The following is a 23,762-nucleotide window of genomic DNA, read 5'->3' on the forward strand; positions in this document are numbered from 1 at the left end:
CCTCCGTTCGCGACTGCGGGGCTCGCAAACCCGGCTCACTCCTCGCGCTCACCGGACCCTCTTCCGTTCGCGACTGCGGGGCTCGCAAACCCGGCTCACTCCTCGCGCTCACCGAGCCACCTTCCGTTCGCGACTGCGGGGCTCGCAAACCCGGCTCACTCCTCGCGCTCACCGGTGCCCCCGCTTCTTGGTCATCTGGTAGACCAGCGTGGTGGTGGCCACGCCGAGCAGGATCCAGACCAGTTGCAGCCAGTAGAAGCGCGGAAAGCCGAACAACCGGGGCGAGTCCGCATTGAAGAACATCGGGATCAGCGGTACCACGATCGGGATGAAGAGCAACCAGTTCCAGGGGCTGTGGTCCTTCGCCCTGGACGACGCCGCACGCGGCGTCTCCGGTTCGGCAGCGGTCATCTGACCCACCTCCGGTAGTCGTGCCGGCCAGTAACGGCCGGACGCTACGACCCGGTGAACCCGATCACGTTCAATCGGCGCGCGACGATGCGCTCAACGGCCGCCCGGCTGCGCCGAACGGCGCGACGCACGGGCCGACACATCGACCCACGACGAACGATGCGGCGACTCACGACGAACCGGGAAACGACGAACCGGCCCGGGCCGGCCGACGGACTATCCGTGATCAGCGGGTCGGGAGGTGGGCGGTGTCGTTGACGGAGCGGACGGCGACGCCCCCGTCGGGCCACATGTCGAGCACCGAGATGCCGGCCGCGTCCAGGTAGAGCCGGTGCAGGATGGCGTCGCCGGCCGCGAGGGCGTCGCGCAACGCCAGCTTGATCGGCGAGACGTGCGAGACGACCACCACGGTCTCCCCGGGGTACGCCTCCCGCAGCGCCACCATCGCCCGGTCGACGCGCTGCCCGACCTCGGTGAACGACTCACCGCCCGGCGGGGCCACCCGGGTGGAGGCGAGCCAGGCGTCCAGTTCGCCCGGCCACCGGTCGCGTACCTCGGCGAAGGTGTGGCCGTCCCAGTCGCCGAAGTCGCACTCGACCCAGTCGTCCTGCCGACGGACCGGCAGACCGCCGAGCGCCCCGGCGATCGCCTCGGCGGTGGCCGTACACCGGGACAGCGGGGAGCTGAGCACGGCCGCGACGGACGGGGCCAGCGCGGCCACCCGGGTGGCGGTGGCCCGCGCCTGGGCCTGGCCGGACTCGGACAGCGGCACGTCGGCGCGGCCGGCGTAGCGGTGCTGCACGGTCCACTCGGTCTCTCCGTGCCGGACCAGGATCAGCCGGGTGGCGGTGAAGCTCGGCCTCGGCTCCCAGGACGCCTTGGCGGTCGCCGGGTCGGTCCCGGCGCTGCGGGTGGCGGCACGGGCGGCCACCTCGCGGGCCTGCGCCCGGCCCGGCGAGTCGACGCCCGCCACCGACCGGGACGGCTCGTCACCGGGAGACCGGGACGCCTCGCCGCCGGCCGGTACGGCCACCGCGCGGGACGGTTTGCCGACGGCGGCGTCCATCGCCGCGTTCGCCAGGGCATCGGCGTGCCGGTTGCGTTCCCGGGGGATCCAACTGAACCGGACGGTGTCGAAGCGGTCCACCAGGGCGGCGGCCCGCGCGGCGAGCGGACGCAGCCCGGGGTGCTTGATCTGCCACCGGCCGCACATCTGCTCGACGACCAGCTTGGAGTCCATCCGGGCGTCGACCTCGACCGCGCCCAGCTCGGCGGCGGCCTCCAGCCCGGCGATCAGCCCCCGGTACTCGGCGACGTTGTTGGTGGCCGTCCCGATCGCCTCGGCGCGTTCGGCCAGCACCTCGCCGGAGGTCGGGTCCCGGACCACGGCACCGAAACCGGCCGGCCCGGGGTTGCCCCGCGACCCGCCGTCGGCCTCGATGACGACCGCGCGTACCGCCACCGGGCTACAGCCCCGACTCGTTGGTACGCACCATGATCCGCCGGCAGTCCTCGCAGCGGACCACCTCGTCCGGGTCCGAACTGCGGATCCGGGCCAGGTCCGCGCCGGACAGCTCCAGCCGGCAGCCACCGCAACGGCCCGCGGTGAGCAGCGCCGCACCGAGGCCGGTGTCCGCGCGGATCTTGTCGTAGAGGGTGACCAGGTCGGCGGGGAGGTCCGCGGCGAGCGGCTTGCGCGCGCCCTGCTTGAACTCCTCCTCCTTGGCGATGGCGGCGAGGCTCTCGTCGCGGCGCTGCTCGGCGGCGGCCCGCCGGTCCCGGGTCTCGGCGAGCCGGGACTCGATCCCGTCGAGGGTGGCTTGCGCCGTCTCCCGCTGCTCCATCAGCTCCAACTCGGCGTCCTCCAGGTCACCCTGGCGGCGGTTGAGGGAGACCAGCTCGTGCTGGAGCGCCTCCAGCTCGCGGGCCGGCCCGCTGCCGCTGGCCAACCGGGACTCGTCCTTGCTCTTGCGGGCCCGGACCTGGTCGATGTCCTTCTCCAGCCGGGCGATGTCGCGGTCCAGGTCGTCGACGGCGACCTGGGCGCGGACCCGCTCGTCCTCCAGCGCGGACAGCTCCCGGGCCAGGCCCTCCAGTTCGGCCCGTTCGGGCAGCGACCGGCGGCGGTGGGCGAGCTGGGCGAGGGTGGTGTCGATCGCCTGGAGATCGAGCAGGCGGCGCTGGACCTGGGGTTCAGCCTTCACGGTCGGGGCTCCTTGTCGTCCATCGCGGGTGCGGCGGCGTGCACGGTCCACGGGTCGGTGTCCAGATCGGACACCACGGTCTCGACGCCGAAGTCGGCCCGCAGGTGGGCGGCCACGTCGTCCAGCCAGGGTCGTTCGGTCGCCCAGTGCGCGGCCTCCAACAGGGCGGGCCCACCGGCGGCGAGGTGCTCACCGGAGGGGTGGTGCCGCAGGTCGGAGCTGAGGAACGCGTCCACCCCGGCGGCGGACGCGGCAGCCAGGAAACCTTCGCCCGAGCCACCGCTGACCGCGAGGGTACGCACGATACGCCCGGGATCGCCTCCGGCGCGAACCCCCCAGACCGTGGCGGGCAGGACGGCGGCGGCGTGCCGGGTCAGCTCGGCCAGCGTCAGCGGGGCGGGCAGCTCGCCGATGCGGCCGATGCCCCGACCACCACCGGCGGACGGGGCACCGGGGGCGGACGGCGCGAGGGGACGCAGGCCGGTCAGCCCGAACCGGGCGGCCAGCGCGTCGGAGACACCCGGCGCGGCGATGTCGGCGTTGGTGTGCGCCACGTAGAGGGCCACCCCGGCGCGGATCAGGTCGTGCACGATCCGCCCCTTCCAGGTGGTCGGGGCGACCGAGGACACACCACGCAGCAGCAGCGGATGGTGCGCGACGATCAGGTCGGCCCCGGCGGCGAGGGCCTCGGCGACCGTCTCGGGAACGACGTCCACCGTGCCGTAGACCCGGCGGACCGGGTCGGTGGGCTCGCCGAGCACCAGACCGACCCGGTCCCACTCCTCGGCCCAGGCCGGCGGGTAACGCCGGTCCAGCTCGGTGACGACGTCGGCGACGGACGGCGGGGACGCGGTTGTGCTCACGGCCGGTCAGCTTACCGGCGCGCACTGGCGGCCACGCCCACGCCCGTCCGGCGGGTCAGGCGGCCGAGGCGGCCCGGGACCGGTCGGGCAGGGCCGCCACCGCCGCCTCCCACGGGAAGGTGTGCAGGTGCCGTTCCCCCGTGCCGGGCGGGTGCAGCGGGTAGACGTGGTCGCCGAAGAGCACCGTGGCACCCCACTCGCCCAGCCGTTGCAGACCGGCCCGGAACGCCGGGTGCGCGGCCATCGCCGCGTTGGTGAACGGCACCACCACCACCGGCACCCCCCGGCCCTGCCCCTCGACCAGCAGGCCCAGCGCCAGGGTGTCGGTGATCCCGGCCGCCCATTTGTTGACCGTGTTGACGGTCGCCGGGCAGACCACCATCGCGTCCGCCGGGGGCAGCAGATCCGGGTCGCCCGGATTCTTGTAATGGGTACGCACCGGGTGCCCGGTCTGCCGGGCCAGCTCGGCCCGGTCCACGAACTTGGCCCCGTCGGGGGTGGTGACGACGCAGACCTCCCAGCCGTCGTCCTGGGCGAGGCCGACGAGTCGATCGAGGTGACGGGCCAGCGGCGAACCGCAGGCGATGACGTAGAGCACTCCGCGGTGCTCACTGCTCTGGTGGGGGCTGCCGCTCATCCGGCCGCCGCCGTGTTCATACTCCGACTCCCATCTGCTCAGCCAACTCCGCTATCGGCGCGGGCAACGCACCCCGTGTGCGACGCAGCACGTCGGACATCACTTCGTGGGCGATGGGTCGGCAGCGGATCTCGGACGGGGCGAGCCGGTCACCGCGCAGCAGCATCTCCCCCGCCTTGGCGACGTCACCGAGCTGGGCGTAGCCCCGGGCGATGTCGAGCAGGTGGTGGGCCCGGCGTTCGGGCAGCAGCCCGTTGAAGCTCGGCTCGGGGATGCGCTGGTGGATCTCCACGGCCCGCCCGCCGTCGCCCAGCTCCACGGCGGCGGCGGCCCGGTGCAGCTCCAGGTTGGTCGGGCCGAACGAGGTCCAGTAGTGGTTCTCGTCGCCGCCGAGCATCAGGGCCGCCTCGTGGGCCCCGTGCAGCAGGTCCTCGACCGTGTCCGAGTCGCCGAACCGGGCCGCCGCCATCGCGCCCTGCAACAGCAGCATGCCGTAGACGGAGAGCCGGTCCGGCGCGCTGTCGTTCATGCCGCCGGGGGCGAGCCGGTTGGCGATGCTGACGTTCAGCTCCAGGGCGGGCCGGGCCCGGCCCATCGCCACCAGCGCGTTGCAGACCCGGGCGGTGGCGACGCCGGCCAGCAACTGGTCGTCGGCGCGCTGGGCGACCGCCATCGACCGGTCGGCCGCCAACCAGGCCAGCTCGCACTCGCCGAGCTTGCGTAGGACCGAGGAGGCGATCTGGTAGACCTGCCCGAGCAGGTGGGCGGCTTCCTTGCCCTGCTCCCCGCCGTAGCCGGCGTCGGCCGCCTGGGCCTCCCGCAGCAGCTTCGGCAGCGCCCGGGTGAGCATCCCGTAGCGGCCGTACTGGTAGGTGAGCCAGGCGTGCGTGACGGCCTTGCGCATGTCGGACAGCGGCGGCGGGTACGCCACGGCGTCGAAGTAGACGGTCATCGAGGCGTACTGCTCCAGGGCGGCCCGGATCTCCTGCACCTCGACCTGGTCGATGCAGCTGAACGCGTCGCTGCGCCGTTCCGGGTCCTTGCCGAGCAGCAGCTGCACGTCGATCCGGAGGATCACGGCGATCTCGTACAGCACGGAGAACTTGTCCAGCCGGCGGACCCCGCGCTCGACCTTGTCGACCCAGCTCTTGGACTTGCCGAGTCGGTCGGCGAAGACCTGCTGGGACATTTTGCGCCGTCCGCGCCAGTAGGCCACCCGCCGCCCTATCGGAAGCTCGTCCATCTTCTCCCGTTCCTCCCCCTCGTGGGTCGTCCGACCGGGCTCCGGACGACCCGCACTGGGCGCCTCCGATCCGTCCGTCCCAGGTATTCGCTGGTCGCACAGGGTGTACGTCGTTCGTACACCTGCTTTTCGTACCTTCGTGCAAGTTGCATGAGCCGTTCGTCAGGTCAACGATCCCGGATCACGACAGTGACGGCGCTCGACGTGAGGGGTGGCGGGTGACCGGTCGAGGCCAGAGGAGAGCACGGGACATGTGGGGGAACGTCGGGCCACGGGTCGCCCAGCTGTCGCCGATCGAACGGGTCCGGCTGCGCCGGATCGCCGTGCGGTACGCGGTGCACGGCTGGGAGGTGACCCCCGGCGCCTGTTTGGCGCGCAGCCGCTTCGTGTGCGGCCGGGCCGGCTGTCCCACCGTCGGCTGCCATCCCGCGCTGGAGAACTGGGAACGGGGGGCGAGCACCGACCCGGCCCGGGTGGCCACCTGGTGGCGCAGCCGCCCGCACGGGGTGCTGCTGCCCACCGGTCGGGCGTTCGACGTGCTGGAGGTGTCGGCGCACCTGGGCCGCCGGCTGCTCGACGCCGTGCCCGGCCACCCCGCCGGCCCCGGGGCCCGGGGTCCAGTGGTGGTGACCCCGACCGGACGGTGGATGTTCCTGGTCCGCCCCGGTGACCCGCTGCGCCCCGAGCTGGAACACTGCTTCCACGTGGTCCGGCACGGCACCGGCTCGTGGATCCCCGCGCCCCCCACCAGGCTGCCCGAGGGACCGGTGCGCTGGGCGGTCGCCCCCGAGCAGGCCCGCTGGCAGCTGCCCGACTCGTACCTGTTGCAGAACACTTTGATCGGGGCGTTGCGGGCCGACGGGGTGACGCTGACCCCGGAGCTGCTGCCCGGCCAGCTCCCGCTGCCCCGCCGCGGCCACTGACCGCCGGGGCGCGACGGGACGGGCGTCGGCGGGGTCGGGTTCCCGCCAACGTCCCCGCCGACGCCGGACTCGTTGCACACCACGACGGCGCGCACGCGCCACCGGAGCGGGGGTAGGACATGGCCAGGGACGACGAGATGCGGCACACCGGCGGCACCGAACCACCCCACCGGCGACGGCCCCGACACTGGTCGGACACCCGGCCCGCCGGTTCCCGACCCGGCCGCCCCCGGCCGACCGGCTCCCGCCCGGCCGGCACCCACCGCACAGCCCGGTGAACGCCCGCACCGGGCACGCTCGGGTGAGAGCCCACACCGCGCCCGGCCGGGTGAAAATTTGCACCCCACGCGGCCCGGTGAACGCCCGCAACCCACACGGCCCGGAGCACCCCGGACTGCGGGCCGCCGACCTGTGCGTCGGCGCGCGTCGTCCACCGACCTGGTGACACTCGGCACGGGCGGTCAGTCGGCCAGCGGCAGGGCGGTGGAGCGCAGCAGCCGACCGTCGTCGGTGACCACCGCGTGCAGGTGGCCGGGCAGCCGGTCGAGCCAGCCGATCCCGGCCACGCCCATCGCCACCGCCGCCGTGGCGTACGCGTCGGCGACGCCCAGGTCCGGGCCGACCACGGTGACCGAGCGCAGCCCCCGGGCCGGGCCGCCCCGCCGGGGATCGACGACGTGGTGGCCCCGCTCGTAGACGCCCGAGGTGGCGACCGCCAGATCGGTGCCGGTGAGCACCAGGCAGGTGGCGTACGCGTCCCAGGGGTGCCGGACGCCGATCCGCCACGGCCGCCCGGACGACGAGTGCCCGCGTACCCGGACGTCACCGCCGGCGTTGAGGCAGTGGTCGACCGCCCCGGCGGCCACCAGCCGGTCCGAGGCGACCTGCGCCGCCCAGCCCTTCACGTAACCGGAGGGGTCCAGCCGCCCGGTGGCGTACGCGTCGAAGAAGCCGTCGGTGTCGCCCCACAGGTCGGCGCAGCGGGCCAGCACCGCCCGCAGGTCCGCCGACGCCCCGGACAGCGGCAACTCCCCCCGGTCGACGCGGCGCACCTCGCTGTCCTCGGCGTAGGTGGTGAACCGGGCGTCGACCTCGCGCAGCCAGTGGAACGTGTCGTCGGCCAACTCGCGCAGGATGGCGGCGGGCAGGTCGTCGGCGAGGTCCAGGCTGATCGCCGTACCCATCACCTGCTCGACCCGGCGCAGGCCGGGCCGGGTCACCGGCGCGGTCATCAGCGCACCTGGTCGAGGGCGGCCTGCAACGACTGCCGGTAACCGTTGCTGGTGGCGGTCGCCTGGGAGACGGTGTCCAGGTTGGCGTCCTGCTGGCGTACCACCGTGCCGGAGGTGCCGCTGTAGGTGTCGTCGACCCGGTTGCTGCGCAGGTCGGACTGGCCGCCCTGGGGCAGTTCCAGGGCCACCGCGTTGACGATCTTCGTGCCGGTGACGGTGATCTGCACCTGCACGTTGCCGAACTCCGTGACGACCACCGGCCCGGTGACCTTGCGGGTGGTCGACTTCGGCGCGGCGGCGCTGGTCCTCGGGGCGGCCGGGGTGCTGCGTGGGCCGGCTCCGGTGCCGGTCCGGCCCGCCCCCGGGGTGCGGGCCGCGGTGGTGTCGGGTCGGCCGGTCGGTCGGGGTTTCGCGGCGGCCCGCTCCGGAGCCGCGCCGGGTGTGGCCGCAGTGGTGCCGCCCGGCGCACCGGCCGGCAGGTCCTGGGCGACCTGGCGGGCGTCCGGTGCGCCCTTGAGCACCACCAGGGCGGTGGTGCCGGCGGCCAGCCCGGTGATCGCGAGCAGCGCGCGACGCATGTCAGGTGCCTTCCTACAGCTCGAACGGGGCGAGGTGGATCTGCCGGCGGGGCACACCGGCCTGGCGGAGCACCCGCATCGACGACTCGACCAGCCCCTCCGGCCCGCACAGGTACACGTCGCGGCGGATCAGGTCGGGCACCAGCCGGCGCAGCCCGTCCGGGCTCATCACCTGGCGGGGGCCGGGGTCGTCCCGGGAGCCGATGACATACCAGACCGACGTCTGCCGGGCCTCGGCCAACCAGTCCAGCTCGTGGTGCAGCAGCACGTCGGCCGGGGTGCGGGCCCGGTAGATCAGGGCCGCGCCGGGTGGCAACTCCTCAAGCATCGCCCGCAGCGGTCCGATGCCGCTGCCACCGGCGATCAGCAGAGCCCGGTCCCGGGTCCGGTGCGCGGCGGTGAACGTGCCGGACGGGCCCTCCACCCAGACCCGGGTGCCGGGGTCGAGGTCGCGCAGGTCGGCGGTGTGCCCGCCGACCACCTTGACGGTCAGCCGCAGCCAGCGGCCGTTCGCGGCGGCGGAGAGCGAGAACGGGTGTGACTGCCACCAGCAGCCCCGGGTCAGGAACCGCCAGCGCAGGTACTGCCCGCCGAGCAGGTCGAGTTGCTGGAGCCGACGACCGGTCAGATAGAGCGACACCGTGTCGGGGCTCTCCGCCACCACGTCGGCCACCCGCAGCCGGTGCCGCAGGTTGAGCAGCAGCGGCGCGACCAGCCGGCCCCACACCAGGGCGGCGGCGACCAGCAGGTAGCCGGTGATCCAGCCGGTGCGTACCGGGCCGGGTGGGAAGAGCTGCGCACCGTTGCTGAACTGGTGGCCGAAACCGAGCAGCAGCGCCAGGTAGCTGGTCAGGTGCAGGTGGTACCAGAGTTCGTAGGGCACCGCCCGGCGGACCGCCCGGATGCCGGTGCAGCCGACCAGCACCAGGATGCCGGCCGCGACGAACGCGGACACCATGTCGTCGAAGTCACGCAGCAGCACCCCCACCTGGGCGGTGACCGGGTTGCCCTGGGTGCGCGCGTAGCCGACCACCAGCAGCGACAGGTGGGCCAGCACCGCCACCAGCAGCGTCGCGCCCAGGTCCCGGTGCACCCGGGACAGCCGCTCGCCGCCGACCCCGCGTTCCAGCACCCCGAGCCGGCTCATCATCAGCACCTGCACCAGCAGCAGGTAGCCGGCGACCAGGCCGGTGACCCGACCGGCGGCGGTGAGCACGTCGGCGGTGCCGGCCAGCGAACCGGCCGGGGTGTCGAGCCACCACGGCAGCACCGCGGCCACCAGGCCCACCCAGAACAGCCCGGACACCACCCGCCGACCGGCCGACCCCCGTCGTGGCAGGGCGGGCGGCGGGCGTACGGACGCAGCCGACCGGCCGCCGGACCGGGACGGGTCCCCGGTGCGACGGCCGGCGGCGTGCATGTCCTGATAGGTCACGCGTAGAGCTTCATCGGGGTGTACTTCTTCCTCGGGAAGATCTTGTCGACCTGGGCGGTGGTCAGCCCGAACCGGCCCTGCGCCACCGCACCGTAGACGTCGAACATGTTGTTGTACTCAGGTACGTCTCCCGAGTCCAGATCGCTCAATCCGTCCCACCTGCCGAGCAGCGAGCCGGCGAGCCGACGCCCGGACAGGATGGTGACCACCCCGCCGTGGCCGTGGTCGGTGCCGCCGCCGTTGGAGGCGACCCGACGGCCGAACTCGCTGGACACCATGATCGTGACGTCGGCGGCCCGGTCGCCCAGGTCGGTGAAGAACGCCGCCATCGCGCCGGCCAGTTCGCCGAGCCGACGGTGCAGCTGACCGCCGGGGCGGGTGCCCTGGTTCTCGTGGGTGTCGTAGCCGCCCATCCCGACCGTGGCGACCCGGACGTTCGCCCCGCCCTTGATCAGCTGGGCGAGCTGCTGGAAGGCGTACCCGACGCCCTGGTAGGTCACGCCCTCCGCCGGCTGGTACGGCTTGGCGGCGAGCTGCTGGGCGGTCGCCAACGCACCCATCCCCTCGATCACCGCCTCCTCGACGGGGTGGTTGATCCCGGTGAACAGGCCCCGGATCGCCTTCTCGGTGGCCGCCCGGTAGCGGTCGTCGCCGTTGAGCCGCAGCGAGCCGACGCTGTTGAGCGACAACGCGCCGTTGGTGCCGACCAGCGAGCGGGGCAGCGTGCTGCCGATGCCGACGCTGCGGAACGCGGTGCCCTTGCCGAGGGCGTCGACGAGGCTGTCCAGCCAGCCCCGGCCACCGGTCTCGCTGGGCAGACCGCCCAGGTTGCAGGCGTCGGCGGCCTGGAAGTGGCTGCGCGACAACCGCTCGTCGGAGACCGCCGGGACGAACCCGAGCTGACCGGCCCTGAGCCACTTCTCCAACGGGGCGAACGCGCTGGTCAGCGTGAAGCCCCGGCCCAGGGCCAGCGAGTCGCCGCCGAGCAGCAGGTCGGGGCGGGCCCTGGCGAGCACCGGGTCGTCGGCGGGGGCGACCAGGCTGAGCCCGTCGAGCCCGCCGTAGAGGAAGACGTGGATCAGGGTGCCGGTCCTCGTCGCCGCGAACGAGGCGGAGGTGGTGACGAACTGGGCGGTGGCCAGCGTGGTGGCGGTGGCGGCGGCCCCGGCGACGAACGTCCGCCGGGTCACCCCGCGCCCGTCCTGCTGGGCCTCCTCCAGGTCCTCCAGCCGGCGGTAGCGGTCGGCCTCGGCGGCGTTCTCGGCGGCGACGACGTCGGCCTCGGCCCGCAGCAGCGCCTCGGTCGGGTCGTCGGCGAGGCGGCGCAGGTCGGGGCACTCGGGGTGCAGGGGGAACGCGGGCACGGTCTTCTCCCTCGGGTGCGTCACCGGCTTGTCCATCGTCTGCCTCACCGCAGGTGGTGCTGGGGGGACGCGAGGATCGCCCGCGCGACGGCGGCGATCGCCCCGTCGAACGTGGCGTCGACCCGTGCGGTGGCGGACACCCCGGCCACCCCGAGGATCAGGGTGCGCTCCCGCGCCGACAGCTTCTGGTGCACCAGCCGCAGGGCCAACGCGTCCACGTACGCCCCGGCGGTCGGCGGCGGCTTCGCCACCAGCTTCTCCGGCCGGGTGTACGTGAACTGGGTGCGACGGCCGGCGATCAGCTCCGCGGCCTCGTTCCAGCCGTTGACCATCGTGCCGGCCGACGTCCAGGCGACGTAGACGTCCGGGTAGCCGTCGGGGGTGGGTTGACCCATCGGGTACTGGCCCAGCTCGCGCAGCTTGTCGTGGATCTGGCGCAGCCCCTGGGCGAAGGCGGTGCGTTTGCTGTCGCCCTGCCGGAAGCCCGGCCCGGCCTGCGGCCCGACGCCCAGCGTCCGGTACGTGGCGACCAGGTACTCCATCGGTCGGCGCACCTTCTGCCCGACCGCCGCCCAGAACTCCGACGAGCTGAACAGCGACATCAGCAGCGGCTTCACCGAGCCCCTGTTGACCGTGTAGATGTTGGCGAGCCGGTCCACCAGGGACTTCGGCGGGGTGTCCGAGACGAACCGGGTGGCCAGGCTGCGGGCCACGTACCTGGCGGTCGACGGGTGCAGCGCGAGGTACGTGAGGTACGCGTCGATGACCTGGTCGGCCTTCTTCGGGTCGGTCGAGTCGTTGGGGTGGCTGAAGCCGAGGATCTTCACCTTGCCCCGGTAGTGCCGCTCGGGACGGAAGACGTACCGCCCGTCGTCGACGCCCCGGCCGGTCTGCAGCAGGGCGGCCTGCCGGACGTCCTTCTCGGTGTAGCCGCCGTCGACCCCGACCGAGTACAGCTCCAGGTTCTCCCGGGCCAGGTTCTCGTTGACCGCGTCGGCCCGGGAGTCGTTCTGGTTGAGGTAGAGCAGCAACGCCGGGTGCCTGTTGGCCGCCACCAGCATCTCCGGGTAGCTGCCCATGGCGTGCTTGCGGACCACGTCCCGGTCGAACGAGTTGCGGTACGCCTCACCGCCGTCGAAGTCCGCGGCGACGTGCAGGAAGTCGTTCCAGAAGTCGACCATCACCTCGTACAGCTGCCGTTCCGACCAGATCTGCCGGGCCAGCGTGCCGTCGACCATCTCCCGCTCCGGCTGCGCCCCCCGCGCGTTGAGCTGTTCGCGCTGGTCGCGCAGCTGCTGGCTGGTCAGCTTGAGGGTGGGCAGCTCGGCGAGCTTCAGCTCGGCGGCGCTGGGCGCGATCTTCTCCGGGTCGAGCTGTTGGCGCACCCAGGCGTCGATGCCCATCCGCCTGATGTCGGCGAGCACCTTCGGGGTGGCCCCGAAGGTGGCCCGGCTGGCCAGGTGCCGGATCGGGTCCTTGGCCAGCACGGTCCTCACCGTCACCGGGGTCTCCGCCGCCGCGGCGGCGGGGCCGGAGAAGGTCCGCCCGCCGTTGGGCGAGTTCTTCTTCAGCGCCGCACCGGCCCGGGAGCCCATGTAGCTCTCGTTCTGCTCGGTGTAGGTGCGTACCGTGCTCGGCTGCTGGCCGCTGGGTCGGGCCGGGGTGCCGTCGGTGACGGTGGCGCCGGTGGCGTCCCCGGCGACGGCGTCGGCACCGAACAGGCTCCGCACCTGGGGGCTCATCGCCAGCGCCGCGCCGCCGGCCACCACGGCGGCGGTGCCGCCCAGCGCGACCAGTGCGCGCCGCCGGCCGACCCGGTCGCGGGCGTCGCCGTCGTCGTCCAGGTGCGGTAGTCCGGTGCCGGCCGGCTGGTGGAACGCCTGCCGACCCAACCCCTCGGGCCCCACCCACTGTGGTCCCCGGGACACCGGCGGGGGTCCGGCGGTCGGCTCGCCGTAGGGTGCGCCGGAACGCCTCTCGTCGGTGGCGTGCGGTCGGCGCGGTGGCACCTTCTGGTCGGCCATGTACCGGTCCCGTTTTCTTTCGATGCGTCGTACCACTGCGGCCGGGGGGCGGGCAGGGGTGCGGCGGCGGCTGCCGGAGGAGTCGTTGCGGGGAAGGTAGCCAAGGGTTGCGGCGCCTTCAAGGCGGGTCGCGGCGGCCCCGGCGGGCACTTAAGCCGCAGCTCAGCACCCCGATCAGCCGGGCTGCCACACCCCGGTCGGCCGGCGGCGTCCCCAGCAGGGACGACGTGTCCGTCGGCAGCCCTGCCGTCACGACGCAGCGGTACGCGTCACCGCATCCGACGTTCACCGGCACAGCGAAACTTAAGCCACCGGTAAGCCTGGGCGAAGAGTCACCGCACGCCCCCGCAGCCCGGTTTCACCCGGCCCGCCCACCCTCAGGCCGGGCCGGGCCACCCGCAGCCTCGCCGCGCCCGTCCGCCAGCCGGGCCCGGTGTCGGCCGGTCTGTCGCGGTGCCGTCGACCGCTCTGCGTCGTTCGGTCGGCCGGGTGCGCCTTCGGTCGGCCTGTCCCCTTCGGCTGGTGGGTGGGACCGAAAGTAGCAGCAGCAGGAGGGCGTGACCCGCAGCCGGAGCGGGTAAGCCGCCGAACCGCTGACAAGCCGCCGAACCGCTGACAGCCGTGAGGGGAAGGCACCGCCATGCTCAGCAAAGAGGATCAGCGCAGATTCGAACAGATCACCCGGCAGCTCCGGGAGAGCGACCCGAAGTTCTTCGCGAGACTCGACCATCGGATCCGGGCCCGGCGCGGACGCTGGCTGATGTTGCTGACCGTCATCCTGTGGGCGTCGCTGCCCGCGATGACCGTCGTGGCCGGACGGACGGCCGGTGCCGCGTGCGTCGTGCTCGTGGCAGCCAACACCGGCCTGATGTGGCATTTCCGGCACCGCTGGCGTTGACCCGCGTCATGGTCGACACCAGGGTGGCGATGGTGCGGGGTCGACGCGACGGGGACACCCCGACATCGCCCCACTGGTGTCGACCATGAACCGTCACGGGTCGGGGCGGACCACTGGTCAGGACGGGCCGAGGGCCTGGTAGGCCCGGCGCAGGCGTTCCAGCAGGCCGGGGCCGCCGATCGTCGCAGCGGGCGAGCCGAGTTGCCGCAGCAGCAGTTCCGGACCGGTGGCCAGGATGGGCGGCCGGTCCGGCAACGGCACCGGCGGCAGCCAGAACCGGTCCACCGCCTCGGTGAGCGGCGCGTCGGGCAGGTCGGCGAGCACCCGGGCCGCCCCCGCCACAGCGCTCGGTGGCCCGGATGCCACCCCTTCCACCACCGACGACCCGGGCCCCGACGTCCGATCGGGCGTACCGGCGTCCGGCCCACCGTCCGGTACGCGCGACACCGGAACACCGGCCGGCCCGCTCGCCGATCCGACCCCCTGCCGCCCGGCGGCAGGGTCGACGACGGCGGGCGGAGACGACCCGACCGCCCCGGCAGGCAGCGGCCGGCCGACCGCCTCGGCGCGCAGGGAGCGGAGCCGGCCCAGCAGGGCGTCGCGACTGCGGCCCCGCCAGTGCAACAGTTGGAACGGGTCGGCGTCGAACGCCTCGGCGAGCAGATAGAACGTCGCCGCGAGATGCTTGCACGGCACCGCGAAGTCGGGGCACCCGCAGCGTTGGGTCAGCTCCCCCACCGAGTCGGGGAACAACGGCGCACCGGCACCGGCGAACAGCTCCTCCAACTCGGCCGGTAGGTCACCGGCGAGCAGCCGGGCGCTGAAGAACGCCTGACCGGCCAGCTCGCGTTCGACCCGGGCCCAGAGCGCCTCCGGAAACGGCGGCAGGGTGATGACCACCGGGTAGGGCCGGGGGCGGGAACCCTGCACACTCGCCTCGACCCGCCCGGGTGACACGTCGAGCCGGAGCACCTGCCCCCGGCGGGCGTACGCCCGGCCCCGGGTGAGTCGAGTGCCGAGCGCGAACGACTCCAGCACCTCCAGGAACCGCCGGGACCACCAGGAGACCCCGATCGCCCCCCGGGTGCTGCGCGCCCGCAATCCGCCGTCGACCCGACGCGGCGGGCCGAAGTCGGCGAACGCGCCCCCCACCCCGGAGCCCTCCGCCGCCGGACCAGTCGGCCCCGACCCGACCGGGTCAGGATCAGCCGTGCCGGGGCCGTCAGCGGGGGGTCCGGCACGCCGGGGGGTCATTCGACCACCGCCCCGGCGTCCAGCGTGAACAGTTCCCGCAGCTGCCCGGTGGACAGCTCGGTGACCCACTGTTCGCCGCTGCCCACGACCGATGCGGCCAGGGCCCGCTTGTCGGCGATCATCGCGGCCACCTTCTCCTCGACGGTGCCGGCACACACGAACTTGCGGACCTGTACCCGTCGCCGTTGGCCGATCCGGAACGCCCGGTCGGTGGCCTGGTCCTCCACCGCCGGGTTCCACCACCGGTCGACGTGTACGACGTGGTTGGCGGCGGTCAGGGTGAGCCCGGTACCGCCGGCCTTGAGGGAGAGTACGAACAGGGCCGGTCCGTCCGGGGACTGGAAGCGGGTGACCAGGTCGTCCCGGTCGGCCTTGCCCACCCCGCCGTGCAGGTAGAGCACCTCGCGACCGAAGCGGGCCGACAGGTGGCCGCGCAGCAGCGCGCCGAACTCGGCGTACTGGGTGAACAGCAGGGCTTTCTCGCCGGCCGCGAGCACCTCGTCGACGATCTCCTCCAACCGTTGCAGTTTGCCCGAGCGGGCGGCCAGCGGTGAACCATCGCGCAGCAGTTGGGCGGGGTGGTTGCAGACCTGTTTGAGCCGGGTCATGGTGGCCAGCACCAGGCCCCGCCGTTCCATCCCGTCGCTGGACTCGATCTTCGCGAGCATCTCGTCGACGATCGCCCGGTAGAGCGACGCCTGCTCGGCGGTGAGGTTGCAGACCACCTCCATCTCCAGCTTCTCCGGCAGGTCGGAGATGATCGAGGAGTCGGTCTTGAGCCGGCGCAGCACGAACGGGCCGGTGATCCGGCGCAGCCGGGCCGCCGCGTCGGCGTCCCCGTGCCGCTCGATCGGCACCGCGTAGGACTGTCGGAAGCTGCTGGCCGGGCCGAGCAGGCCGGGGTTGGCGAACTGCATGATCGACCAGAGGTCGGCCAGCCGGTTCTCCACCGGCGTACCGGTGACGGCGACCCGGTGCCGGGCGGGCAGCGCCCGGACCGCCTCGGCCTGCCGGGTGGCGGCGTTCTTGATCGCCTGGGCCTCGTCGACAACCAGCCGGTGCCAGCCCACCGACGCCAACGCGACCGCGTCCCGGGCCGCCACCGAGTAGGTGGTGAGCACCAGGTCGGCGGCGTGCACCGCAGCTTCGAACTCCGCTCCCCGGGCCCGGTCCGCGCCGTGGTGCACGTGCACCCGCAACCCGGGGGTGAACCGGGCCGCCTCCCGCTGCCAGTTGCCGACCAGCGACATCGGGCACACCAGCAGGGTCGGCCCGGCGTCCGGTCGGTCCCCGGCGAGCAGGGCGAGCAGCTGCACGGTCTTGCCCAACCCCATGTCGTCGGCGAGCACCCCGCCGAGCCCCAACGACTGGAGGAAGGCCAGCCAGGCCAACCCGCGCCGCTGGTAGGGCCGCAGGGTTCCCTGAAAGGTGGGCGGCGGGTCCAGCGGGACGAGCCGCCGTTCGGCCTGCCCGGCCAGCAGGTCACCGAGCGGCCCGTCGGCGGTCACCTGAAGCACCGGCAGCGCCTCCGGGTCGTCCGCCCCGGTCAGACCCATCTTGAGCAGGTCGGCGACGGTCAGCTCGCCGGGGGAACGCAGCAGTCGCAGGCCGGCGGCCAGCCGCTTCGGGTCCAGCTCCACCCACCGGCCCCGCAGCCGCACCAGCGGGGTCTTCATCGCGGCCAGGGCGGCCAACTCGTCGGCGTCGACCGTCTCGTCACCGAGCGCCACCTCCCATCGGTAGTCGACGAGCGCGTCCAGCCCGAGCCCCCCGGAGGTGGCGGCGACGGTGCCCGGGGCGGTCCGGCTGCTGGCCCGCAACCGGGTGCCGAGCCGCGCCGACGGCCGCCGCCACCACGACGGCAGCAGCACCCCGAAGCCGGCGGCGTGCAGCACCGGTGCGCCGTCACGCAGGAACCGGTGCGCACCCTCGACGTCCAACTCCAACTGCTCCGGGGTGGGGGTGCGCAACGCCTCGTCCAGCTCCGGCCAGAGCCGCCCGGCCCGGCCCAGCTCGGCCAGCAGGGTCTCCTGCGGGTCGTTCCACCGGCCGGCGAGCGCCGGCAACCGCTCCGGCGTCCGCCAGATGTCACCGGCGGCCACGTGCAGGCCCGGCTCGTCGGCGGCCTGGAGGCCGAACTCGATCCGCCACCGTCCACCCTGCCCGATGACGGTCGACGGGTCGGCCGGCACCACGGTCAGGGTTTCGACGATCTCGTCGTCGGCCGGCTCGACCAGCCGGAAACTGGCCCGGACCGGGCCGCCCACCGCGTCGCGCTGCCAGGCGTCCAGCTCGGTGCGGAGGGTGGCCAACGCGGTGGGCTCGGCGGTGAAACGCCGCTGCGGGCCGGTCAGGGCCGCCAGCCAACCGGCCGTCGCGCCGTCGCGCCGACCGCCCCGGACCAGGTCGGTGTCGGCCAGCACCCGGCGGGCGGCGGCATCCGTGAGCAGGTCCACCGCGTCGGCGACCAGACCTGCCGACCCGACCACGGCAATACCGGACCGCGCGCCCGCCACCGCGTCGGAACCGGACCAGGCCCCGGCCGGCACGTCGACACCGGGTCGGGCCGCCGTGGTGGTGCCGGAACCGGGCGACACCTCCCCGGGTTCGGACCGCAGGCCGGTCGGCCGGCGTGACCCGGAACGGGAGCGGGAAGTGGGCGTGGGGGTGTCGACGGCGGCCCGGGTGGCCGGCGGCAGGGCCAGGGCCAACGACCGGGCCCAGGCGGCGTCCGCGCCGGTGAGCAGGGGTCGCCACACCGCCCATCCGACCGCCGCTCCCGCCGACGGCACCGACCGGCCGGCCGCCCGCCGGCCCGCCGGTGACCGGGGCACCTCCCCCGGCGGGCGGTCGGCCACACCGGGCAGCAACCGGCCGCGGGCCACCAGGTCGGCGGCGAAGTCGGCAAGCTCCGCGAGGTGCCGCAGGCCCGCCCCGACCACGGCGTCGAGCCCGTCGAGGGTACGCAGCAGGGCGAACGCGTCGTCCGGGGCGTACCGGAGGGCGGGGGTCCGCCAGGCGGCGAGGGTGACCGGGCCGCGGACCGGTTCCCCGACGGTGGCCGGGACCAGCTCCGGGGAGTGCAGCGGCGCACCGGCCCGGGTGGGGAGGGTGAGCAGCACGGCGTCGGCCGGGCGGTCACCGAACAACGCGCACAGGGCGGCCGGTTCGGCGGCGAAGGGGTGGGGGCGTTCGCGCGGGGCGCGGCCGGGGCGGCGCGGCACCTGCGTCGGGCGGGTGGAATCCTCCGCCCACACCGCCAGACCGGCCCCGACCAGCCACACCCCGTGGACGACCAGCACAGTTTCCCCCTCGTCGACGCCCGGGGGCCAGGATAGGCGGCGGCGCCCGGTTACCGTCGACGCCATGGTGGACCTGCTCGTCGTCGGTGGGCTGGGCGTCGACATCCGCACCCGGGTGCCCGCGCTGCCGCTGCCCCTCGCCGACTCCGTCACCGTTCCCGGGATCGAGCTGCGGGTCGGCAACACCGGGTCGGGGGTGGCACTGGCCGCCGCAGCGCTCGGACTGACGGTGACCGTGGTCGACGTGCTGGGGGTCGACCCGGCCGGCGACGTGGTCCGCGCCGCGCTGGCCCGCACCGGCATCCGGTCGGTGCTGGCCGACGATCCCGGAGGCACCCGCCGGTCGGTCAACCTGGTCGACCCGGCCGGCCGCCGGATGGCGCTCTACGACCCCCGACCGTGGCGTGGGGAGCCGCCGTTCCCGCGCGCCGAACTGGCCGCGCTGGCCGGCGGCGCGGCCCACGTCCACGTTTCGATCATGGACTGGGTCCGGGGCCGGTTGCCCACGCTGCGCGCCGCGCTGGCCCCGGGCGTGCTGCTCTCCACCGACCTGCACGACTGGGACGGCGACGACCCGTACCACCGGCCCTTCGCCGAGGCGGCGGACCTGGTCTTCGTCAGCGGCGTCCGGCTGGGCGACCGGGCCCCGGCGGTCGCCGCGGCGCTCGCCCCCCGGACGGTGGTGGTGACCCGGGGAGCGGACGGCGCGGACGTCCACCCGGGCGACCGGCCCCCGGTGCGGGTGCCGACGACGACACCGCCCGGTGCGGTGGTCGACACCAACGGGGCCGGCGACGCCTTCGCCGCCGGCCTGATCGCCGCCCGGCTGCGCGGGGCGGCGCTGCTGCCGGCCACCGGGTACGCCGCCAGGGTCGCTGCGGCTGCCTGCACCCACGACGGGATGGAGTATCCGACCGGGCTGTTCCCCGCCACGCCCGGCCCACACCGGCCCGGCTGACGTCGTGCTCCGGCAGGGGGTCAGACCGCGCCGGTGCTGCCGTCGGTCAGCTCACGGAGGATGTCGGCGTGCCCGGCGTGCCGGGCCGTCTCCTCGATCATGTGCACCATGATCCAACGCAGCGACACCTCACCGAGCTGCGGCTGCGCGACCACATGGTCCAGGGGGAACCGGGCGGCCAACTCTCGGGACCGGGCACACGCCCGCTCGTAGCCGTCGGTGAGCTGGTCGAGGGTCTCCCCCGGCATCAGGGCGAAGCTGGCCGCCGCGTCCTCCTCGGAGGTGGGGAAGACATCGCCGGGGGCCGGGGCGAGCAGGAACGGGAACCAGTTCCGCTCGACCAGGGTGAGGTGCCGCAGGATGCCGGCCAGGGTGGTCGCCGACGGCACCAGCCGACGGGACGCCTCGGCGTCGGTCAAGCCCCGTGCCTTGCGCAGCACGGTCGCACGGTGGAAGTCGAGGAACGCGTCGAGCACCGCCCGCTCGTCACCGGTGCGGGCCAGTACCGGAGCGAGCGTCGGGTCGATCTGGATCTCCGCCATCAGCGGACGATACCCGCACCCCGACCCTGCCGGCCGACCGGCGCGGCCCGGACCGTCGGAGCCGTCCCGCTGTCCCGGCAAACCCTGCGGCCCGGCGGCCGGCTTGGCAGGATGGGCGCATGTCTTCGACGGTACGGATTCCCCTGGCGGACGGCCCGGCTGACGGCGAGGCGGTCGACGTCGAGCTGGACAGCAACGACCGGCCCCCGCTGACCCATCACCACCTCGGCCCGCAGGGGCTGGCCGACGCCCACATCTACGAGCTGGAGTCGGCCGGCGACCAGTGGCGCTACCGCTGGCGCGGCCCGGTGCTCTGACCCCGCCCCGGTTGCCGGGAACCGACCTGCCCGCCGATCAGGCAACCATCCGGGCCGCGTGCCCGCCGATCACACAACCATCCGGGCCTCGTGCCCGCCGATCACACAACCATCCGGGCCGCCTGCCCGCCGATCAGGCGGCCATCCGGGCCAGGGTGCGTGAACGCAGGCCGTCCAGCACCGCCCGGGTGACCTGGGAGGTGCCTCGGGCCTGGTCGCACACCTCGGCGACGCGGCGGGCGGTGGCCTCGCGGCGGGAGTCCCGTTCGTCCCAGAGCCGGTCGACCTCCGCCAGCAGCGGACCCTCCACCTCACGTTCCACGCCGCGCAGCGCCGGCACGCCGAGCCGCTGGGCCAGGTCGAAGACCTTCCCCGCGTACGGCAGGGGCAGGAACGGGGTGCCGACCATCGCCGCGAAGATCAGGAAGTGCAGCCGCATGCCGACCGCCAGGTCAAAGTGCTTCATCAGGCCGAGCACCTGCCGGGGCGAGTAGTCACCGTGCAGGATGCGCCCCCGGTCGGCGGCGATCATGTGGGACAGCACCCCGTGCGAGTGCCGGATGTCGTCGCGTTCCATCGGTACGAACAGCACGTGCGCGTCGATCCGTTGCACCAGGAAGTCGCCGATCTGGGCGAGCAACCGGTGGTACCCGTCGACGTCGAGTCGTTCCGCGGCCCGCCCCGGCTCCCGGACGCTCAGCCCGACCAGCCGCTTGCCGGCGGGCACCCCCTCCTCGCGCAGCAGCCGGGCCGGAAAGTCCTCCGGCTCCAACAGGAACGCCGGGTCGGCGGTGACGGTGATCGGGTTGAGCAACCCGGCCTCCTCCAGCACCATCCGGGACTCCTGATCCCGGACGGTCACCTCGGTCGCCCCGGCCAGCGTCTCCCGGACCATGCCGGTGTCCACCCCGTCGCTGAGCGGCCCGACCCCCACCGCGTACGTCAGCAGGGGCAGCCCACGTTCCTGGGCGACCCGCACGACGCGCAGGTAGCGGCGGGCCTCCTTGTCGTACAGGATGCCGCCCCCGCCGAGGATGAGCAGGTCGAGCTGGGCCAGCACCTCGGCCGAGTCGACCCGGCTCACGCCCTCCCAGGGCACCGCCTCGACGTCGGGGTGGGCCAGCGCGGTGTGCGCCGGATTACGGGAGAACACGATGATCCGGGCGTTCGGCTCCTGTTCCCGCAGGTCAGCCAGCAGACCGGTGAGGATCGCCTCGTCACCGAGGTTCCGACCGCCGTACGAGCCGAGCACACCGATGGTCAATCCGGTGGGACCCCTCATCCGTCACTCCTCCCCAGAACCGTCCCGCCCGCATTCCCCCCCAACCCCAACCCATGCCCCAGCCGAGCCCCCGCCCTCCCCCGTCCCCGCCCTCCCCCGTCCCCGCCCCGGTGATCAAGAGGTTTACGTCAACCCACCCGGGCGGAATGACGTAAACCTCTTGATCACCGAAAACAGCGGTGGGGGTGGGCGGGTGATCAAGAGGTTTACGTCAGGTCGGGCCTGCGGGGTGACGCAAACTTCTTGATCACCGGGGCGCGGGAGGGGACGGGACGAGGGCGGGGACGGGGCGGGGACGGGGACGGGACGAGGGCGGGGACGGGGGCGGGGACGGGGCGGGGGCGGGGACGGGACGAGGGCGGGGACGGGGACGGGGGCGGGGCGGTACGTGGGGTGGGTGGGGTAATCGGGTTGCCTGGGGTGTGGGGTGCTCGCCAGGGTGGGGGGATGGCGGATGCGAACGCGGGTGGGGGCAGGATCGGGTGGGATGAGCTGCCCGGGCATGTCCGGCAGGCGGTGGAACGGATCATCGGTGACCGGGTGGTCGAAGCGGTCTCCCAGCCCGGTGGATACTCCCCCGGCACGGCCGACCGGGTGCTGACGGCCGACGGGCGACGGGCGTTCGTCAAGGCGGTCAGCTCGGCGCAGAACCCGGACACCCCCCGGATGCACCGCGCCGAGGCCCGGCACACGGCCGCACTGCCCCGGTGCGCCCCGACGCCCCGGCTGCTCGGCTGTCACGACGACGGTGAGTGGGTGGCGCTCGTACTCACCGATGTCGACGGCCGGCACCCGCACACGCCGTGGCGGCCCGCGGACCTCGACCCGGTGCTGCGCGCGTTGGAGGCGCTGGCCGACACGCTCACCCCGAGCCCGGTGCCGGACGTGCCGACCGCCGCCGAGCGGCTGGCCCACGATTTCGCCGGCTGGCGGCGGATCGTCGCCGACCCGCCGCCCCGGCTCGACCCGTGGGTCGCCGCGCACCTGGTCGAGTTGTGCGCGGCGGCCGACCGGGGGCTGGCCGGGCTGACCGGCGACACCCTGTGCCACCTGGACGTGCGGGCCGACAACCTGTTGATCGACGCGGACGGTGCGGTCACCGTGGTGGACTGGCCGTGGGCCTGCCGGGGGCCCACCTGGTTGGACACGGCGCTGCTGCTGGTCAACGTGCGGCTGCACGGCGGGCACGACACCGAGGCGCTGCTGCGCCGGTTGCCACTCACCGCCGATGTCGACCCCGCCACCCTGACCGGCTTCTATGCCGGCCTGGCCGGTTTCTTCACCGACAGCGCCCGCCGCCCGCCACCGGCCGGCATCCCCACCGTCCGTGCCTTCCAACAGGCCCAGGCCACCGCCCTCGTCCCCTGGCTCCGCCACCGCCTCGAAACCCCCGGAGCAGTCCGGTGATCAAGAGGTTCACGTCAGCCTGCACCGCTTTTCTGACGAATACCTCTTGATCACCGCACCGGTGGTGGGGTGACCTCGGCGGGTCGGGGTCAGCGGAGCTGGTGGGTGAGGAAGGGGACGACCAGTTGGGGCAGGAGGGGGGTGGTGAGGATGTCGTGATGGGTGAGGCCGGGGAGTACCGCCAGGCGGGAGGTGGGGCGGCCGATGCCGTCTGCGCCCGGGTGCCGGTGGCCGCCGCCGAGCAGCCGGTAGAACTCGGCCATGTGGGTGACCGGGATCGAGTCGGCGTCGGCGAAGACCAGCAGGGTCGGTACGGCGAGGGCGGCCACCTCCGGCGACCAGTCGTACTCGTGGCGCAGCAGGGCACCGGACTTGGCCCACAGCTGCGGCCAGTCCTGGGGCCGGGGGGCGATCCGTTGGTAGAGCTGGTGCGGGGGCGTACCACGCATCTGCTCGCCCGCCCGTTCGTCCTGGCCGGCCATCATGGTCAGCACCTCGGGATACCAGCCCCGCCGCCGGCACGGGGTGGAGATGAGCACCAGCCGACGCACCAGTTCCGGGTGTTGGATCGCGGTACGCAGCGCCACCCCGCCACCGAGGGAGTAGCCGAGCACCTCCGCCCCGGGCAGGTCGAGGTGGCGTAGCAGCGCGGCGACGTCGTAGGCCATCGACTCGTACCGCAGGGGTCGGTCCACGTCGGCGGTCCGGCCGTGGCCCTGGAGATCCACCGCGATCACCCGGCGACGCTCGGCCAACGCCGGCAGGATCGGGGCGAACGTCTCCGTCGAGCCGTAACCACCGTGCAACAGCACCAGCGGCGGTCCGTCGCCGTGCTCCTCGTACCAGAGGCGCAACCCGTTGACGTCCGCGTAGCTCACCGGTGTCTCC

21 protein-coding genes are annotated in these 23,762 nt (G+C 74.0%); 5 read left to right on the plus strand and 16 right to left on the minus strand.

The features are described 5' to 3' along the window. Positions 1 to 168: 168 nt before the first annotated feature. From J7462_RS11770 to J7462_RS11795, 6 genes are all read right to left on the minus strand, one after another. Complete coding sequence (locus tag J7462_RS11770) at positions 169 to 411, minus strand: DUF3311 domain-containing protein (protein ID WP_219464089.1); 243 nt, start codon at positions 409 to 411, stop codon at positions 169 to 171. Between the two features lie 226 nt (positions 412 to 637). Continuing rightward, positions 638 to 1,873, minus strand: coding sequence for a bifunctional RNase H/acid phosphatase (locus J7462_RS11775; protein WP_219464090.1), 1,236 nt, complete (start codon positions 1,871 to 1,873; stop codon positions 638 to 640). 4 nt (positions 1,874 to 1,877) lie between these two features. Beyond that, on the minus strand, positions 1,878 to 2,615 hold the full coding sequence (locus tag J7462_RS11780; protein ID WP_219464091.1) for a zinc ribbon domain-containing protein: 738 nt from the start codon (positions 2,613 to 2,615) through the stop codon (positions 1,878 to 1,880). Further along, the gene (locus J7462_RS11785; RefSeq protein ID WP_219464092.1) at positions 2,612 to 3,478 is read right to left on the minus strand and encodes a Nif3-like dinuclear metal center hexameric protein; all 867 of its coding nucleotides are present in this window, start codon (positions 3,476 to 3,478) and stop codon (positions 2,612 to 2,614) included. Before J7462_RS11785 ends, J7462_RS11780 begins: the two co-directional genes overlap by 4 nt. Before the next feature lie 55 nt (positions 3,479 to 3,533). After that, a complete protein-coding gene (locus J7462_RS11790) occupies positions 3,534 to 4,115 on the minus strand; it encodes a flavoprotein (RefSeq protein WP_208568793.1) in 582 nt (193 codons plus the stop codon). A 16-nt stretch (positions 4,116 to 4,131) separates the two neighbouring features. Beyond that, positions 4,132 to 5,358: a helix-turn-helix domain-containing protein gene (locus J7462_RS11795; protein ID WP_219464093.1), complete on the minus strand. Its 1,227-nt coding sequence runs from the start codon at positions 5,356 to 5,358 to the stop codon at positions 4,132 to 4,134. A 251-nt stretch (positions 5,359 to 5,609) separates the two neighbouring features. On the opposite strand from J7462_RS11795, the gene J7462_RS11800 reads away from it, so the two are divergent. Continuing rightward, a complete protein-coding gene (locus tag J7462_RS11800; RefSeq protein WP_208568795.1) occupies positions 5,610 to 6,281 on the plus strand; it encodes a bifunctional DNA primase/polymerase in 672 nt (223 codons plus the stop codon). A gap of 461 nt (positions 6,282 to 6,742) precedes the next feature. On the opposite strand, the gene J7462_RS11805 is transcribed toward J7462_RS11800, so the two are convergent. The 5 genes from J7462_RS11805 to J7462_RS11825 are packed head-to-tail and all read right to left on the minus strand — an operon-like array spanning position 6,743 to position 12,914. Next, on the minus strand, positions 6,743 to 7,465 hold the full coding sequence (locus J7462_RS11805; RefSeq protein WP_219470256.1) for an FAD:protein FMN transferase: 723 nt from the start codon (positions 7,463 to 7,465) through the stop codon (positions 6,743 to 6,745). A gap of 47 nt (positions 7,466 to 7,512) precedes the next feature. Next, the gene (locus J7462_RS11810) at positions 7,513 to 8,091 is read right to left on the minus strand and encodes an FMN-binding protein (protein WP_219464094.1); all 579 of its coding nucleotides are present in this window, start codon (positions 8,089 to 8,091) and stop codon (positions 7,513 to 7,515) included. Positions 8,092 to 8,104: 13 nt separating this feature from the next. Further along, positions 8,105 to 9,526: a ferric reductase-like transmembrane domain-containing protein gene (locus J7462_RS11815; protein ID WP_219464095.1), complete on the minus strand. Its 1,422-nt coding sequence runs from the start codon at positions 9,524 to 9,526 to the stop codon at positions 8,105 to 8,107. Further along, the gene (locus tag J7462_RS11820) at positions 9,523 to 10,890 is read right to left on the minus strand and encodes a DUF1501 domain-containing protein (RefSeq protein WP_308290869.1); all 1,368 of its coding nucleotides are present in this window, start codon (positions 10,888 to 10,890) and stop codon (positions 9,523 to 9,525) included. The genes J7462_RS11815 and J7462_RS11820 overlap by 4 nt, the downstream gene beginning before the upstream one ends. A 44-nt stretch (positions 10,891 to 10,934) precedes the next feature. Then, positions 10,935 to 12,914, minus strand: a complete 1,980-nt coding sequence (locus J7462_RS11825; RefSeq protein ID WP_219464098.1) for a DUF1800 domain-containing protein — start codon at positions 12,912 to 12,914, stop codon at positions 10,935 to 10,937. A gap of 640 nt (positions 12,915 to 13,554) precedes the next feature. On the opposite strand from J7462_RS11825, the gene J7462_RS11830 reads away from it, so the two are divergent. Beyond that, on the plus strand, positions 13,555 to 13,812 hold the full coding sequence (locus tag J7462_RS11830) for a DUF3040 domain-containing protein (RefSeq protein WP_219464100.1): 258 nt from the start codon (positions 13,555 to 13,557) through the stop codon (positions 13,810 to 13,812). A 117-nt stretch (positions 13,813 to 13,929) separates the two neighbouring features. Here the strand turns inward: J7462_RS11830 and J7462_RS11835 are convergent, their stop codons facing one another. After that, complete coding sequence (locus J7462_RS11835; protein WP_308290870.1) at positions 13,930 to 14,964, minus strand: SWIM zinc finger family protein; 1,035 nt, start codon at positions 14,962 to 14,964, stop codon at positions 13,930 to 13,932. Positions 14,965 to 15,062: 98 nt separating this feature from the next. Further along, positions 15,063 to 18,368 (minus strand): DEAD/DEAH box helicase, encoded by a 3,306-nt coding sequence (locus tag J7462_RS11840; protein ID WP_219464103.1) that lies wholly within the window; start codon positions 18,366 to 18,368, stop codon positions 15,063 to 15,065. A gap of 64 nt (positions 18,369 to 18,432) precedes the next feature. On the opposite strand from J7462_RS11840, the gene J7462_RS11845 reads away from it, so the two are divergent. Beyond that, positions 18,433 to 19,326: a carbohydrate kinase family protein gene (locus tag J7462_RS11845; RefSeq protein ID WP_219464104.1), complete on the plus strand. Its 894-nt coding sequence runs from the start codon at positions 18,433 to 18,435 to the stop codon at positions 19,324 to 19,326. 20 nt (positions 19,327 to 19,346) lie between these two features. Here J7462_RS11845 and J7462_RS11850 read toward each other — a convergent pair whose 3' ends face one another. After that, positions 19,347 to 19,868 (minus strand): DinB family protein, encoded by a 522-nt coding sequence (locus J7462_RS11850; protein WP_219464105.1) that lies wholly within the window; start codon positions 19,866 to 19,868, stop codon positions 19,347 to 19,349. Positions 19,869 to 19,987: 119 nt separating this feature from the next. Here J7462_RS11850 and J7462_RS11855 point away from each other — a divergent pair, with 119 nt between their 5' ends. After that, complete coding sequence (locus tag J7462_RS11855) at positions 19,988 to 20,185, plus strand: hypothetical protein (RefSeq protein WP_208568803.1); 198 nt, start codon at positions 19,988 to 19,990, stop codon at positions 20,183 to 20,185. Between the two features lie 133 nt (positions 20,186 to 20,318). On the opposite strand, the gene J7462_RS11860 is transcribed toward J7462_RS11855, so the two are convergent. Further along, a complete protein-coding gene (locus tag J7462_RS11860; protein WP_219464106.1) occupies positions 20,319 to 21,467 on the minus strand; it encodes a polysaccharide pyruvyl transferase family protein in 1,149 nt (382 codons plus the stop codon). Between the two features lie 447 nt (positions 21,468 to 21,914). On the opposite strand from J7462_RS11860, the gene J7462_RS11865 reads away from it, so the two are divergent. Then, positions 21,915 to 22,874 (plus strand): phosphotransferase, encoded by a 960-nt coding sequence (locus J7462_RS11865; protein ID WP_219464107.1) that lies wholly within the window; start codon positions 21,915 to 21,917, stop codon positions 22,872 to 22,874. Positions 22,875 to 22,963: 89 nt separating this feature from the next. On the opposite strand, the gene J7462_RS11870 is transcribed toward J7462_RS11865, so the two are convergent. Continuing rightward, entirely contained in the window at positions 22,964 to 23,752 is a 789-nt protein-coding gene (locus tag J7462_RS11870) for an alpha/beta fold hydrolase (protein ID WP_219464108.1), read from the minus strand. Positions 23,753 to 23,762 lie beyond the last annotated feature (10 nt).

The sequence above is a fragment of the Micromonospora sp. RL09-050-HVF-A genome (assembly GCF_019374995.1).
Lineage (GTDB): Bacteria > Actinomycetota > Actinomycetes > Mycobacteriales > Micromonosporaceae > Micromonospora > Micromonospora antibiotica.